The organism is Enterococcus crotali (assembly GCF_000633635.1).
GTDB classification, from domain to species: Bacteria; Bacillota; Bacilli; order Lactobacillales; family Enterococcaceae; genus Enterococcus_L; species Enterococcus_L crotali.
In genome coordinates, this window is record NZ_AYPQ01000001.1 from 886,940 (window position 1) to 903,133 (window position 16,194).

Genomic DNA, 16,194 nt, shown 5'->3' on the forward strand with positions numbered 1-16,194 from the left:
CATCTTTATTTATATAAGGGTCCATAGAATTGACAAGCAGCAAAATCTGCACCTTCTAAATTGTCCGTGCCAAAACCGGAAAAAGCATGAGGTCTAAAAATTCGATTTTTTGCTACATTGTGGAATGATACAGGGATTCTTAACATACTAGCCAGAGTGATCAATTCAGCTCCTACGTGTCCATAAACAGAAGCACAGTGATTGGATCCCCAGTAATTCATGACTTCATATACATCTGTAGACTCATCTGCTAAGCTGGGCGCAAACCAAATGGTCGGCCAGGTTTGGTCCGTTCTTTGATCTAGTACTTCATGTATTTCACTTTCCAGTTCACAGGTAAAGCCTTCAATGAGTTGAATCGTTGGGCCAACCCCCTCTACAAGATTGATTCTAATCATCGTCAAGGGCATTTCACCTTCTGAGGCATATTGTGAAGAAAAACCGCCGCCCCGAAAATATTCATAATTTGCTCGACACCACTTTGTTTTCTCTAAGCACTTTTGAATATCCGCTTCTGTCATTTGCCAAAACTCTTTCATAATAGAAGAACCCTTCTCATCTTTTACAGCCCCAGTTCCATCTAGTGCCGATGCTCCCGAATTTAGCAAATGAAGAATACCACCTTTAGCTTTGCCTTGTAATTTTTTGCCCGTGATTCGCTCAACAGCTTCTGGTGACCAGTAGGTTCGAACATCGGAAAAATTGGTGCCTTATTCGTTAAAAGAGTTGCCAATAGCATTGAAGCGCCATTTAGCGAGTCATTTTCTGTTGCAAAAGCAGTCGGTGTTCTTCGACCATTCCAATCAAAAGTTGACGTCATGATTGCTTCAGCAAAATCACCATTTGGTAACCAATCAGTCCATTGACGTTGACCTTGAAATCCTCCTGCTATGGCATTTCTGCCTCTGGCTTCTTCCAACCAGCCACGTTCTTCTAATTTTGGATTACCAAATAAAATATCACGAATGATCACTGCTTGTTTGGCAATAAATGACCAGTCCTCTGATTCTGGAATCACTTTGGATTTAGTAATGACATCGGAATAGTTTTTTCCTTGATTTATATCGATTCCTTCATGGCAATTCATTTCGATCCACTTTAAAGCCTTCTCGTACTCAACTGGATCATAGATCGTTAACTGCATTCTCCTTAATATTTCTGTCATATCAACAAATTCCACATTCATACCAAGATAGTCATTAAAAAATTTACTGTCGATTTGTGAACCTGCGATTCCCATAGACGAAGATCCGATATTGACATAAGATTTATTTTTCATTTGCCCAACAGTGATAGCTGCCCGAGCAAAAGATAAGATTTTTTCTTGAACATCTTCTGGTACCGTCTGATCATCTAGATCTTGCACATCCTGTCCGTAGATTTTAAACGCTGGGATCCCCTTTTGTGCATAGCCTGACATCGCAGCAGCTAGATAAACTGCTCCTGGGCGTTCGGTCCCATTAAAACCCCAAATCGCTTTAATATGAGTTGACTCCAAATCCATTGTTTCTGTTCCGTAACACCAGCAAGGAGTAACTGAAAGAGTAGCTACTATGTTTTCTTGTAAAAATTGTTCACGTACAATTCCAGCATCCCCTTGACCGCCGATTGTACGGTCGGCTACGATACATTGAACAGAAGTCCCGTCCGCATAATGTAGATTTTTCTCAATTAGTTCTTTAGCAGCCATTGCCATATTCATTGTTTGTTCTTCAAGACTTTCTCTAACGCCCCCTTGTCTGCCATCAATTGTTGGGCGAATACCGATTTTAGGATAATTCATTGGTTCTATCCTCCATTATCTTTTTATAAATAAGATAATCAGCGTTCCATTTACTGACCTCTTTTGGCTCGTAGTGTTCAAATACTACATTCTTGCTGATTAATTGTTCTAACTGCCTTCTTGATGCAGCTTTATTGGCTTCAAATTGCATTAAACAGTTACCAATTGCTGAAGCTTCAGATAAGCCTGCCTTCACTCTTTTATTCAGACAATTAGCCGTATACTGACATAATATCGTCGATTTAGCGCCGCCTCCAACGATTATTATTTGCTTGTCCTCGATCCTTAGATCAGTGTTAACATTTAATTCATCTATGGTATGTCGATATTTAAAGGCTAAGCTTTTATATATACTTTCAAAAATTTCAGTAGCCTTCTGTGGTACATTTTGATGCGTTTTCTCTGCGAACTGCTGAATTTTTTTGACGATATTTCCAGGCGTTGCAAAATCCGGAGCATCTGTATCGAAGAAGCAAATATTCTCTTCATTTTTATCATGTTGACCAATCATGCTTGTTATTTTTGAGTAATGATATCTTTCCCCAATCGTTTGATAGTCTCTTATTGCTTCTTCGATCAGCCATAATCCAGTAAGATTCTTTAATAATAGCGTTTTGCCAGAAGCACTTTTTTCATTAGAAAATTCTAAATCCATTATTTCTTGTGTGATCATCGGTGTTTCCACTTCTAAACCAAGCAAAGACCAAGTACCCGATGAGATAAACAGGTGATCTTTTAGCTCCGGAATACTATATACGGCACTGGCAGTATCATGAGCAGCAACATTGATCACTTTTACATTATCCAGTGATAACTCTGGCACGATATTCGGCTTCACTTTTCCTAAAACAGTCCCTGCTGCAACGAGCTCTGGAAAAATGCGATCTGGTAAATCCAATTTCTCAATCAGTTCTTGATCCCATTGCTTATTATATGGATTTATTAATTGTGTAGTGGATGCAATACTCAGTTCTGTTCGTGCGATTCCTGTTAGAAAATAGTTCAGTAAATCGGGAATCAGCAGGAAATGTTGTGCTTGATCGAGCACTCCAAATTCCTTTTGTGCTACTAATTGAAACAAGGAATTGATCGCTAACGTCTGCAGTCCAGTTCGTTCAAACAAGTAATCTTTACTTAGCTCTGATTGAACCCTACTATAGGTTTGATCTGTATAATTATCCCGATAAGAATAGGGTAAGGTAACCAAACCTTCTTTACCAACCAAGCCAAAATCCACTCCCCAAGTATCAATTCCAATACTTTGAAAATCCGGTACACTGGAATGTGCTAGTTGAAGTCCAACTATTATTTCCTTAAAAATCTTGTTGATATCCCAATAGATATGATTATTCTTATAAATGTTATACGCTTTAAAACGGTGAATTTCTCTAAATGTAATGGCTTCATCTACTAATTCCCCTAAGACTACGCGCCCTGAAGAGCCACCTAAGTCAATTGCTACAACCGTTGTGTTCATCTCGCTACCCTAAAATGTTCAAAGCTCGTAATAGAATCGCTAACACAACAATAAACAAAATCGCCCTAGTAGAATTAAAATGCTTTGTTCCAAGCAAATAATAAACCAGTGCTACAACTAATACTGGTACTAGCATTGGCATAATTTGATCCAATGTTTCTTGCAGTTTTAATGTGACTTCTCCAGATTTAAATTCCCAAACAATCGGGGCTTTTACAACAGAAGGAATCAGCGCACCGATCACAGTGATCCCAAGAAGTGTTGCAGCGTCGGTTAAAGCTGATAGACGACCAGACATGGCGCCAACTAATTTCGCTCCTTGTTTATAGCCAATAAACACAGTATGATAGCGAAAAATCAGAATAGCTATATTCACTAAAATCCATATCAACACACCGATTGCATTGCCATTCAAAGCCATATATGACGCAACAGAACCGAAGACCGTTGGGAAAAGTACGCCGAAAATCGTATCTCCAACGCCAGCAAACGAACCCATTAACCCTGTTTTAATACTTGAGACGGCTTCTTTAGATTCAATGCCTTCGATTTCTTCTGCTGCGATATCGATACCTAAAATAAACCCACCCATATGTGGCGTAGTATTAAAAAACTGATTATGAACGAGCATCATCTTTTGCAAATCCTCTTGTTCTGGATACAATTTTTGCAGGGCAGGCAGCATCGCATAAAGATAGCCTGGCGCCATCATTTTTTCATAGTTCCAAGCCATTTGACTGCCGTATAGCCAATTGATACTAACTTTTTTCAAATCTTGCTTATTAATCTTCGTATTCTCCATCATGAAGACCTCCATTCATATTTGCTGAATAGACAACGGTTTGTTGTTCCTTTTGATTTTGTTCCTTGATCGTGTCTTTAAAGGCTTTCAAAGCTAAACCAAAACCAATCAATGCGACACCAAACATCGGAACACTTAAATAAGCCACTGCCGCAAATCCCACAATAAAATAAGTAATATAATTTTTTACTGGTAGATACCTGAGTAAAATTGCAATCCCTACGGCTGGAAGTAATCCCCCCGCTGATGCCAATCCATTCGTTAGCCATGCCGGAATGTAGTTCAACATTAGATTTACTAACCCTTCTCCAAACACCAACATGACAAAAACAGGCAAGGACCGTGAAAGTCCCCATGATAACACACCTAAACGATTGTTTAATTTAACCTTCTTAACATCTGTTTTAGCGATAGCTTTATCAATTCTCTTTTGGAAAAATACATTACAAAATCTTGCCAAAATATCTAACTGGACCATCAACAATCCGACTGGAATAGCTAAACTTAAGCCAAATTCAACCCCTTTATTCGACAAAATAGCAAACGTTGTTCCAATGATCGAAGCTGTCATATAATCAGGAACTGATGCGCCTCCGTACGCCTGTATCCCTAACCCCATTAGTTGAAGCGTTGCTCCAACTGCTAACCCTGTTTTGATATCTCCCATAATGATTCCCGCAAGCATTCCGATAATAACTGCTTGTCCAGCTAGAATATTTGTCCCCAACATTTCAACTACACCGATAAACGCTAAAAGCGTCAATAGAATGATTTGCCATATTTCAATGTTCATTTATGTTCCTCCTCGATTTAAAAGTTGAGCGAGCCTTGTTTCATTTTCAATAGAAAAAGCCAATCAGAGATAATCAGAGATTTTTTTCTTTTCTTCATTTGGCACCATTTGAACATTTACGTTGATGTTTTGATGTTCAAGATATAGTAAATCGTTTAATTCCTCTTTAGAGATATAAACAGACTTCTTCAACAACTCCCTATGTTCCTTTTTAGACATATTACCGACCGTAACACTGGGCATTTGCACACCAAACTCAAACAATTGCTTCACTATCGAAGGATTTTTTACGATGATCAAAAGCCTTTCTTCGCTGTAAAAACCTTCATTGATTCGTTTAGCTGCATTGTCAATTGTTAAGATACTTAATTTGATATTTTTAGGACAAGCCGCTCGTAAGGCAGACTTTTCCATGTCACTTTTAACAATTGTATCGTCAATGATCATGACCCTTGTAGCTGATAAATGACCGATCCAAGAAGTTGCAACTTGTCCGTGAATCAGCCTTTCGTCGATTCTTATCTGAATAATTCCATTTTTTTCTACATTTACTGGAATAATTATTTTTTTCTCCACGGCCTTATCCTCTGTTTGTTTTCCTTCATAGCTAAACAGCTGATCTGTTTTAGCAAGAACATCAGAAATTCTTTCTCCTAGAGCGATTGGAATGAGGAATTGCAACGAAATTCCTGTTAAAATCCCTACTGTAGAGGTTCGATTTTCATAAACCATTTTTGACGCGTTATACGGCGTTCCACCATAAATATCTGTTAAGAAAATAAACTCTTGGTCTCGGCGACTATCCAAAATTGCATTGATTTTTTCGATTAGATCATCTCTGGACAACTCCTCTGTAAACGACACGGCAAAAATATTATCGTGTTTTCCAGTAATCATTTCACAACTTGAAAGGCACGCTTCAGAATATTGCCCATGAGCAACAATGAGATAATTCATTACAATTCCTCCTTTAAAATCAATTCAATAACAGGAACAGTACTAAAAGGTTTTCGAATCGGTAAGTTTAAGATGACTGACTCTGGATCTAACGATTCTTTGATGTTTACCTCCGTAATTTCTTTACGCAAGTCTTTATAGGACGGCCGTACTCCTGTAATTGTTTTCGAATCTTTAAATTGTATTTCAGACCCATCACTCATTAAACGTGCGAATTTGATTTTACCTCCTAATCCGTTAAGCAAAATCGTACGATAAGGCCATGAGAAACAGTGTAAATAGATGCGATTCCCCTTTTGAGTATATCGGCAATCTTGTGGCGCTTCATAGTCACTACGTCGACAACCATAAATCGCTTCTGAATGATATTTCATCCAGTCTTGTATTTCACTTAATATTTCTAAACTAGTTTTATCCCACTCCCCTCTGCCATTTGGACCAACATTAAGCAGCATGTTGCCATTTTTCGAGACATTATCAACTAATAATTGAATGATCGTATCTGCGCTTTTCCAGTCTAGATTATTCCGGTCATATCCCCAACTGCCATTTAATGTCTGACAAGCTTCCCAAATCAATTCCTTTCCATTTTTTTCCATTCCGTTGGTTCGTTGGTATTGTTCTGGTGTCCCTATACCTCTGTGAAGGTCTAATCGATCATTGATGATTATTTGAGGTTGCAGCTCTAAAATAAGTTCTTCTAGTTTTTCAGAATCCCACTCTGCTTTTCCTTTTCCAATAGAATTTCCCCAATCCCTCGTAGGATAAGAAAAATCAAACCATAGATAATCAATCGTTCCATAATTCGTTAACAGCTCTCTAATTTGGTCTTTCATAAATTGCTGATAGGTAACCATATCTCCTGGATGCGTTTTAATATATTCCAGATTATTCCGCTCCGGATGATACCCATCAACTAGAAAATCAGCACGCTGCCAATCCAGTAAAGAATAATAAAAGCCAACTCGAAGCCCTTCTTTTTTAAAAGCCGTCACTAATTCATCCAGCAAATCTTTCCCATACGGTGTATTCGTGATTTTATAGTCAGAATAATCCGTGTCCCATAAGGCAAATCCGTCGTGATGTTTCGCTGTAATGACAACATATTTAAAGCCAATGTCTTTTGCTTGTTTTGCCCATTCTTCCGGCTTTAACAAATCAGGATCAAACACCTCAAAATATTTCCGATATTCCTCTACGCTTTGTTCCTCCAGTGTCATTCCCCACTCATGGCGTGCTGCTACCGAATACAAGCCAAAGTGGATAAACAAGCCAAATCGATCATGGACAAACCATTTCGGATCCCCATAATTTTCTGGCCACTCAATTTCTCTTACCATCTTAATTCCTCCATTTATCAAAACGATTTCAGCGTCAGCTGATAATGTTTATAATCCAAAAATGTTTCAATGATTTCATAAATTTTTCCATCAATAAAACTTTTCTTATAAAATTTAATTACAGGCGTTCCAATACTTAAATTGATTTTTGCCAAATCTTCGCTAGAAATATCATCAACAATTTGGATTGTCTCTTCAAATTCAGTGTTAAATGTATTGATTTGGAAATGTTGATAGAAATTTTTTGACACAGAAAGGCCATCTTTTGCTGTAAGAAAATCGAAACTTGAAAAATATCTCTCTGGTATAAAATTTCGTTGTAACGTAAATGCTTGCCCATTAACATACTTTATTCGCTCGACCACATAGACTTTTTCTACCTCTTTTATTTTCAATAGCTGATTATTGACATGATCAACACTTTCATAGATGTTGACGAGCTCTGTTTTTTGAGTATCCATTTTTGAAAAGCAGTTATTTTCAGTGAAATAGACTTTTCGATCCACCATTGATTTTGTGACAAAGGTGCCTGCTCCTTGTTTTCTATAAATCAGATTCATGTGTTCTAAAATTGAGAATGCTTTGGTAATCGTTGTTTTACTAACTCCATATTTTTCCATCAATTCTTTTTCTGTAGGGAGTTTATCTTCTGGAAATACTACCTTCTCTTGAATCTGCTTTTTTAGATCATTCACAATATGTTCATATTTGTTCACACCGCCACCACTTTCCCTCATTCACCATGATAAATTTAATAAGTAAATCGCTTACACACATGTTACAATAGTCTTATCGCAAATTCTATAAATAAAAAAATATTGAATTTTATTCACAAAAACAGAATAAATTATCCATTTTTATTCAAATAAGTTCACAACGGAGGAATGTTATATGCTTGAAAATGAACGACAAGAGGAGATACTTGCAGTTATCAGAAAGAAGAAATACATTAAACCAAAAGAATTAAGCCAATCACTATTTGTCAGCCTTTCCACTATTAGAAGAGATCTTATTCATCTTGAAAAACTAGGTCTGATCCATAAAAATCACGGACAAGTATCTCTTTTTGAAAACAATGAACCCGCTCATGAATTAAGAGAAAAAGACCATTCTATCGAAAAAAATTATATCGCTAAACTCGCCTCCAATTATTTAGAAAATGGAAAAACTATCTTTTTAGATTCAAGTACCACGACAAATGCTTTATGTCCTTATATCAATGAATTCAGTAATTTGACCATAATTACGAATAGCTTGAAAAATTCCCTTGACCTCTCCACTAATCCCTCTAATCAGGTAATCGTTACAGGTGGCACTTTAAAACCATATTCAGTGTCTTTATTAGGAGAAAAAGCCTCTTCTTTTATCCAGGAATTCAATGCAGATTTAGCTTTTTTTTCATGTAAAAGTTTTGATTTATCTGGGGTTTACGAGGAGGACTTTCAACAAGGGTATTTAAAAAACAATATGATTTCACAAGCAAAAACAGCGATATTACTAAGTGATCTCTCTAAGTTGTATAAAAAAATTTTTTTACGTTTTCAACCTATGCAGCAATTGACACGATCATTCTTGATCAAAAACCAGATAATAAGTTTATTGAAAGCTGTCATTCTCTTGGATGTGAATTAGATTGGTAATAAAAAATCGATAACATCGTGTATTAAACTGCTGTAAAAAGCACTTCAATACACGATGTTATCGATCGTTTTTAATTAAGTTAATTTTCCTTGTAAAATCTTACTGTATTTAAAACAGAGGTAATACTATATAAAAGTGGGTCCTCATAATCTTGATCTACATTAATTTCCAGGTGATCATTAAACATCTCTTCATACGCTGAAATCGACAACTTTTCTCGTTCCTGTAACTGTTTTTGATGAAGATCCGTTAATAAATATTTTTGATAACCTTCAACCAGTGTGCCACTAAAGAATTCGGCTACCGCACCAGATCCATAGCTAAATAAACCGATTTGGTCTCCTGCATTCAACTGACCATTTTCCAACAATGAAATCAAACCAAGATACAATGAACCAGTATAAAGATTGCCGACTTGTCGACTATAAATAATACTTGCTTCATATTTCGCCAAAATTCGTTCTTGCTCTTCTTGCGATTCCTCTTCCAACGCAGCTAATAAGGCTTTTTTCCCCATTTTTGTATAGGGAATGTGGAAAGCCAACGCATGAAAATCCGCTATCGTCTTTTTTTGTCGTTCTTGATATTCATCCCAGACTTTTTGAAATGCTTGGATATAGGTCTCATTTGATAAATGTCCGTCCACCATTGGATAATCATGTCCGACTGGCCGCCAAAAATCATAGATATCTTGTGTTAACGCCACACTATCATCGTTCAATTCCAACATTCTTGGATTACTTGATATTAACATAGCAACAGCCCCGGCACCTTGCGTTGGTTCCCCACCAGAAGCTAATCCATACTTAGCAATATCAGAAGCAATCACTAATACTTTGCTGTCTGGATGACGATAAATATGAGCTACGGCAAACTGTAAAGCCGCGGTTCCCGCATAACAAGCTTCCTTTATTTCAAATGCACGCGCAAATGGTTGAATCCCTAATAAACGATGTAAAACAACCGCCGACGCCTTCGATTCATCGATGCCAGACTCCGTTCCTACGATTACCATATCGATTTGTGCTTGATCTTCCTCTGTTAAAATATTTTTTGCGGCATTTGCAGCAAACGTCACAATATCTTGTGTTTTTTTGTTGACCGCCATTTTGTCTTGTCCAATACCAATATGAAATTTATTTGGATCTACCCCTCTTGCCAAAGCTAAATCGGTCATATCTACATAGTATGGTGGAACAAAAAAACTAATTTTATCGATACCAATAGTCATTGTTTATCTCCTCTATCATTTTTCTCAATTCGTTACCTACTATAATTTATCATAAATTCGAACAAGATTGGTAGAAAAAAGAACAATTTAAAATTTGTTAAAGAATTTTAGAACTTCTATTAATATGATTTATAGAGTATTCTTTTTTCACAAACCATGGTATATTTCATATTGGAGGTGACGTCGTGGAAATCGTAATTATCGACGCCTTGAGAACACCTAACGGCAAGTATCGAGGACAATTAAAATCATTATCTGCAGTAGAACTAGGTACAATCGCTGCAAAAGAGTTACTTAAACGAAACGAAAAAGCAGTAAAACATATACAAAGAGTCGTTTTTGGAAACGTGCTACAGGCTGGCAATGGGCAAAATCCAGCAAGACAAATAGCACTTAATAGCGGATTAAACTTTGAGGTTCCGGCTTTTACCGTCAATGAAGTTTGTGGTTCAGGCATGAAAGCTATCAGCTTAGCAAGACAAGCTCTACTGTTAGGTGAAGCTGATATTGTTTTAGCAGGAGGAACAGAAAGCATGACTACTGCTCCTGCAATCACTTACAAAGAACAAGACACCTACACAAAACCTGTTCCAACCATGATGGTAGACGGACTAACTGATGCTTTTAGCGGTAAAGCTATGGGATTGACCGCAGAAAACGTGGCTGAACAATTTGCCATTTCACAACAAATGCAAGATGAATTTGCGGCCCAATCACAACAAAAAGCAGCAATAGCTCAAGAAAAAGGTAATTTCATCGATGAGATAGTCCCTATCACTATTGAAGGTTCTATTTTGAAAGAGGATGAAGGGATCAGAAAAGATACCACAGTCGAAAAATTAAGCACCTTAAAGACTGTCTTCAAAGAGAATGGTTCTGTTACTGCGGGGAATGCTTCCACAATCAGTGACGGTGCTTCAGCCATGCTGTTAACAACCAAAGCCTTTGCCGAGCAACATCACATGCCTTACATTGCCGTTATAAAAGATGTCACTGAGGTCGGTATTGATCCTAGTATTATGGGTATTTCACCGATCAAAGCCATTGAAACCTTGTTAGAGCGCAATAACATGCGCGTTGAAGACATTGATTTATTTGAAATCAATGAAGCCTTTGCTGCTTCTTCAATCGTGGTTAAAAATGAATTAAACATCCCTGACGAAAAACTCAATATTTGGGGCGGAAGTATTGCCCTAGGTCATCCTATTGGCGCTTCTGGAACAAGGATCGTGTCTACTCTAGCTCGCCAATTAGAATCAACTACTAGTCACTTTGGCATCGCTGCACTTTGTGTTGGTGGTGGTTTAGGACTCGCTATGCTCCTTGAACGACCTCTTAAGCCTAGCGCTGATAAAAAATTTTATCAGTTATCACAAGAAGAACGATTAACATTTTTACAAAAAACAGGAACGCTTTCTCTCAAAAACAGATTAGAGTTAGAGAATATGTCTTTAGATGAAGATATCGCAAGTCACTTGATTGAAAATCAAATCAGCGAAATGGCTTTGCCACTTGGTGTTATAACAGACATTTTAGTAAATGAAAAAAACTATCAAGTACCCATGGCGACTGAAGAACCTTCAGTGATTGCAGCATGTAGTAATGGTGCTAAAATATTAAGAAACGCCGGTGGAATTCACAGTGAACTATCCGAAGGTCTTTTAAGAGGCCAAATCGTTTTCATGAATGTTTTAAATGGACTCTCTATAGAAGAAAAAATCAACCGATCAACAGCAGAAATTTCGCACATGCAAAAAAAAGCTATCCGTCTATTGTAAAACGCGGCGGTGGCTTAAAAAAAATCCAAGTCCGCCATTTTCCTGAGGATACTAGTTATCTATCCGTAGACCTACTCGTTGATACAAAAGATGCTATGGGCGCCAACATTCTTAATTCTATTTTAGAAGGGGTTGCTGATTTATTCAGGCAATGGTTTGATGAAGAGATTCTATTCAGTATCTTAAGTAATTATGCGACAGAATCTTTAGTAACTGCCACTTGCTCGATCCCATTTGCCAATTTAAGTAAAAATAGAGATTTAGCGGCTGGCAAACTGATCGCAGAAAAAATTACTGCAGCTTCAACATTCGCTCAGCTAGACCCCTATCGTGCTGCTACACATAATAAAGGAATCATGAACGGTGTAGAAGCTGTTATTTTAGCTACAGGTAATGATACTCGTGCAGTAGCAGCTGCTGCCCATGCCTATGCAGCTAACAATGGAACATATCACGGGTTAAGCCAGTGGCAACTTGTAGATGGAGCCTTGCAAGGAAAAATCGAGCTTCCTTTAGCAATAGGAACTGTTGGAGGGGCTATCGGTATTTTACCTAAAGCACAGGCTGTATTAGAGATTTTAAATGTCGCAAGCGCCAAAGAGTTGTCAGAAGTGATTGCAGCTGTAGGTTTAGCACAAAATTTAGCGGCATTACGAGCGTTGGTCACTGAAGGAATCCAACAAGGTCACATGTCCTTACAGGCACGTTCATTGGCGATGTCGATTGGGGCAAAAGGCACAGAAATCGACGTGATTGCCGAAAAATTAAAACAAGGAACAATGAATCAAGAACAAGCTTCAGCCTTTTTAATAAAATTAAGACAATAGCAAAAAAAGAATCTAGAGGAAATTCTCTAGATTCTTTTTTGTCCTGCGTTAAAATGCCTTTACACAATTTGTAAATGAAGCAAGAAACGACTTATTCTTATTGGTAACTATTTAAAATTAGAAACGAATTGGCTGAATTTTTCTCCAGCCCCAGCTAAAAAGTCTTTTGTACCCTCATTATTTGGTTCAAGATTTTCATTAAACAATTTATCAGATTGACCAATATATAACTCAGGTTGTTGCATAGTCGGCATATCTAAAAATACCAATGATTGACGCAACACATGATTAGCCAAGACTCCTGAAATACCAGAGATCGATTGAGAAGCTACTAACGCAGGTTTACCTGCCCAAACATTTTCACCCCAAGGACGAGATGCAACATCTAATGCATTTTTTAATGCGGCTGAAATACTTCTGTTGTGTTCAGGTGTAACAAAAATAAATGCATCTTGAGCTGCAACGTCTTTTCTAAAAGTCGTATACTCTTCTGGAGAATTTGCATCATAGTCCTGATTGTACAATGGTAAGTCTTTAATGTTTAAAAATGTTACATCTGAATCTGCTGGCAACCCTTTTACAATTGCTTTTGCGACTGCCTCTGAATAAGAATTCTTTCTTGTAGATCCTACAATTACACCATATTTTGTCATAATAGATACTCCCTTTCACTTACTTTTAGTAAGTTAATGTAATTTCATATTATCACATCTATTTAGAGAATGCAAGTCAAAAATATTATCTCAACTAATACCTCGCTCAACCAACTGTTCAATAAACGTTTTTAAGAACGTTACAACTTGTCTCAAGAAATAATTTTTCTACTAATTAAACACAAACAACCACCATGACTTCCTTGATATTATGCACAGGAAAGTCATTGATGGTTATTTTTTCACTCACTTATTTGCTAGAATCACCATAACGATCTATAGTCGATTCCCTTATCCTATCGATCAATATTATTTCGATCTGACATTTACTAAAATTCCACTCTAAGTATACGCCTTATTCCTTAAGAGCAGTAGTCATTTATCCGATTAACTCATACTCAGGTGAAATCTGTGAAGCACTAAGATTCTCAACTAATTCGCTAACCTTTCCTTTAAACAAGCAATTCCCCGCTGCTAAACTTGTATAATCTATTGGTCTTATCAACTCTGCCGGTTTCGGTAACACAACAGCCCGACTCTTTTCTAATATCTCTGCTACAAATTGAGAACAAAAATAATATTTTTCACGTTGATATTGAATTGAGAGCTTACAACAAACTAATCCAATGATATTGTATCGGTACTGTTGCTTTTGCATGATCATTCGTTGGACTTCGGACAGCGCTTGTGTAAAGACAGATTTGGATACTTTCAGTTCGTATAAGGCACAAGGCATATCTTTATGGTAGTCAAAAAAACAATTAGTCAAGCTCTCTTGAATAAGTCCTGCGGGTAGAGGAAAGTGCGGCTGCTTACGACCAAAACTATAGAATTGCGATAACGTATCGTCAAAGGCAATGGAGACATGTGTGTAATCATCTGTCGTAGCCATTTGGATTAATCTTGAAATATATGTTGTAGAACGAGTTAAAAGAATATAAATACTTTTCATGGTAACCTCCCTTTTGCTTGTCAGCGCATCATTTATCTACTGTACCACTCATCTGATACAGAGGTGATGTTCTTATTTTATTAAATATAATTGATTTGTGTTATACCGTTGATATAACGTAAAGAATGATTTAATGTCTTTTTAGAAACTTACTGATTGTTATGCTTTCATTTTAATCTATGGTAATTCTCACATGGTATACGCTACATTAAAAATTAAAAACAAATTGCTTCGGACTATTCAAGCATCTTTTTTACGATAATAGATGGACTGTAATCGTTTATATTTTCATTCTTTTAATAAATTTTACCCTTTGATAGCTTTTATATTTAGCTGTTCCATTTCTTTCATTAAACAAATCATTCTTTTTTCAATCATCACTTTTAGAACTATAATTTTTTCATGACCAAAAAAAGTTCAATATCATTTTTTTGTAAGCTTGACGTACAATAAAATTGTATGCTACGATGACAATATACTTGATATTACTAAGGAGGTTTTTTCTATGTCTACAACACAACAAAATATCGTAACATCTTTTATCACTTTGACCGAAAAAATAGCAAATAGTAAAACTAACGTTCTTGACTTTGGTAGTCCAGAAATGACTTTTTACCGTGGAGAAATCCATATGATTAAAATGATTGGTGATTTTCCTGGGATATACAGTTCTGAACTTGCCCGTAAGTTAGGAATTACTCGATCGGTGGTTCATCGAACTATAGGAATTTTACAAAAAAGAAAGTTACTCTTTAAAGAACCTAATGTAGACGATAAGAAAAAAGTTCACCTTTTCCTAAGTGATGCAGGTCAACAAGCCTACCACTTTCATGAAGAATACCATAAAAAATACGATCAAGAGCTTTTTGATTACCTTAATCAACTCTCTCCTGATCAATTAGACGTTGTTGGCGGATTCCTAAAGCATGCGACTGAATTGATCGATCATCATGCTTAAATCAGTGATAGAAATGAGGTTATGATAATGACAACTTACATTTTAGGTGTTTCAATTTTAGGAGTATTTGTCGGGGTGGTATCTGGCATGTTTGGGCTCGGTGGCGGTGGAATCATTGTTCCCGCATTACTTCCTTTACTTCCATTAATTGGAGTAACACAATCAGAGCTAATGTTTATGGCTATGGGCACATCCTTTGCCACAATGATTATAAGTACTTCTGCGACTGCCTATAATCAGTATCGAAATCAAAATATTGATTTTACTCAGGTTAAATCATTTTTACCATTACTGTTATTAACTGCTTTAGTTACCAGTCAGATCATCACTACAATCAATCAAAATTTTCTGAAGCTCTTTTTCTCCTTTTTTTTAGTTTATTTTGGCTCTAAAATGCTCATTCAAAGTAAACAAGAAATCAGGCAGATTAGAGAAAAACCAAATTTTTCTAAAACTAAAAATTATCTTGCAGCAATTGGTATCGGATTGATTGCAACTTTAGGAGGTGTTTCTGGCTCCGGTTTAATTGTTCCCTTTTTCAATAAAGCAGGCATGAATATCAAAAAAGCAATTGGAACTGCTACTTTTTGCGGGGTTTTCTTAACCATCTTTGCTACAATTGGATTTATTATTAGTGGTCTAACATACCCTAATTTACCATCTTATTCATTAGGCTTCATTCATCTCCCTACTGTTGCCATCATTTCAATATTATCTGTCCCTATGTCAAAAGTTGGTGTTAAATTAATGCTAAAAATTTCTGATAATAATATCAAACGTTATTTTGCGTCGTTCCTAATTACTCTTAGTCTCTATATGATATTCATGGCTGTAAAAGCGTTACTTGACTAATCACAACAATTTGGTATTCATCCTAAATTGTAAAAGCTTTGAGCACCTATCGGTCGCTAAATAATTGATTAGTGCTCTAATTTTTTAATAGTCGTATGATAAACAATCTTGTATATATACCATTTAGATTGCAGTAAACTGAAACCTGTA

Annotated in this window: 12 protein-coding genes and 2 pseudogenes; 4 read left to right on the plus strand and 10 right to left on the minus strand. The window is 36.6% G+C overall.

Annotation, left to right across the window (positions count from 1 at the left end):
* Positions 1–5: 5 nt before the first annotated feature.
* The 7 genes and pseudogenes from V192_RS19255 to V192_RS20815 all read right to left on the minus strand — a co-directional run bounded on the left by V192_RS19255 (position 6) and on the right by V192_RS20815 (position 7,868).
* Positions 6–1,783 (minus strand): annotated as a pseudogene (locus V192_RS19255) (L-fucose isomerase).
* Entirely contained in the window at positions 1,770–3,260 is a 1,491-nt protein-coding gene (locus V192_RS0104200; protein ID WP_025869092.1) for a rhamnulokinase, read from the minus strand. Before V192_RS0104200 ends, V192_RS19255 begins: the two are co-directional and overlap by 14 nt.
* A gap of 4 nt (positions 3,261–3,264) precedes the next feature.
* Positions 3,265–4,065 carry a PTS system mannose/fructose/sorbose family transporter subunit IID gene (locus tag V192_RS0104205; protein WP_204367676.1) on the minus strand — a complete coding sequence of 267 codons (801 nt, stop codon included), beginning with the start codon at positions 4,063–4,065 and terminating at the stop codon, positions 3,265–3,267.
* Positions 4,043–4,855, minus strand: coding sequence for a PTS mannose/fructose/sorbose/N-acetylgalactosamine transporter subunit IIC (locus V192_RS0104210; RefSeq protein WP_025869094.1), 813 nt, complete (start codon positions 4,853–4,855; stop codon positions 4,043–4,045). Before V192_RS0104210 ends, V192_RS0104205 begins: the two co-directional genes overlap by 23 nt.
* Positions 4,856–4,918: 63 nt before the next feature.
* Positions 4,919–5,812, minus strand: coding sequence for a PTS sugar transporter subunit IIAB (locus V192_RS21100; protein WP_025869095.1), 894 nt, complete (start codon positions 5,810–5,812; stop codon positions 4,919–4,921).
* Complete coding sequence (locus tag V192_RS0104220) at positions 5,812–7,152, minus strand: alpha-L-fucosidase (RefSeq protein ID WP_025869096.1); 1,341 nt, start codon at positions 7,150–7,152, stop codon at positions 5,812–5,814. Before V192_RS0104220 ends, V192_RS21100 begins: the two co-directional genes overlap by 1 nt.
* Positions 7,153–7,169: 17 nt before the next feature.
* Positions 7,170–7,868 (minus strand): GntR family transcriptional regulator, encoded by a 699-nt coding sequence (locus tag V192_RS20815; RefSeq protein WP_025869097.1) that lies wholly within the window; start codon positions 7,866–7,868, stop codon positions 7,170–7,172.
* Positions 7,869–8,043: 175 nt separating this feature from the next.
* Here V192_RS20815 and V192_RS0104230 point away from each other — a divergent pair, with 175 nt between their 5' ends.
* Complete coding sequence (locus V192_RS0104230) at positions 8,044–8,784, plus strand: DeoR/GlpR family DNA-binding transcription regulator (protein ID WP_025869098.1); 741 nt, start codon at positions 8,044–8,046, stop codon at positions 8,782–8,784.
* A gap of 88 nt (positions 8,785–8,872) precedes the next feature.
* On the opposite strand, the gene V192_RS0104235 is transcribed toward V192_RS0104230, so the two are convergent.
* Entirely contained in the window at positions 8,873–10,024 is a 1,152-nt protein-coding gene (locus V192_RS0104235) for a hydroxymethylglutaryl-CoA synthase (protein WP_025869099.1), read from the minus strand.
* Between the two features lie 185 nt (positions 10,025–10,209).
* On the opposite strand from V192_RS0104235, the pseudogene V192_RS21105 reads away from it, so the two are divergent.
* Positions 10,210–12,629 (plus strand): annotated as a pseudogene (locus V192_RS21105) (hydroxymethylglutaryl-CoA reductase, degradative).
* A gap of 107 nt (positions 12,630–12,736) precedes the next feature.
* Here the strand turns inward: V192_RS21105 and V192_RS0104250 are convergent.
* Entirely contained in the window at positions 12,737–13,282 is a 546-nt protein-coding gene (locus V192_RS0104250) for an NADPH-dependent FMN reductase (protein WP_025869100.1), read from the minus strand.
* A 379-nt stretch (positions 13,283–13,661) separates the two neighbouring features.
* Entirely contained in the window at positions 13,662–14,174 is a 513-nt protein-coding gene (locus tag V192_RS0104255; protein ID WP_128080789.1) for a hypothetical protein, read from the minus strand.
* Between the two features lie 565 nt (positions 14,175–14,739).
* Between V192_RS0104255 and V192_RS0104260 the strand changes: the two genes are divergently transcribed.
* Together V192_RS0104260 and V192_RS21110 are read left to right on the plus strand one after the other, a co-directional pair.
* Positions 14,740–15,192, plus strand: a complete 453-nt coding sequence (locus V192_RS0104260) for a MarR family winged helix-turn-helix transcriptional regulator (RefSeq protein ID WP_025869102.1) — start codon at positions 14,740–14,742, stop codon at positions 15,190–15,192.
* A 27-nt stretch (positions 15,193–15,219) separates the two neighbouring features.
* Positions 15,220–16,044, plus strand: a complete 825-nt coding sequence (locus tag V192_RS21110) for a sulfite exporter TauE/SafE family protein (protein ID WP_025869103.1) — start codon at positions 15,220–15,222, stop codon at positions 16,042–16,044.
* Positions 16,045–16,194: the final 150 nt, after the last annotated feature.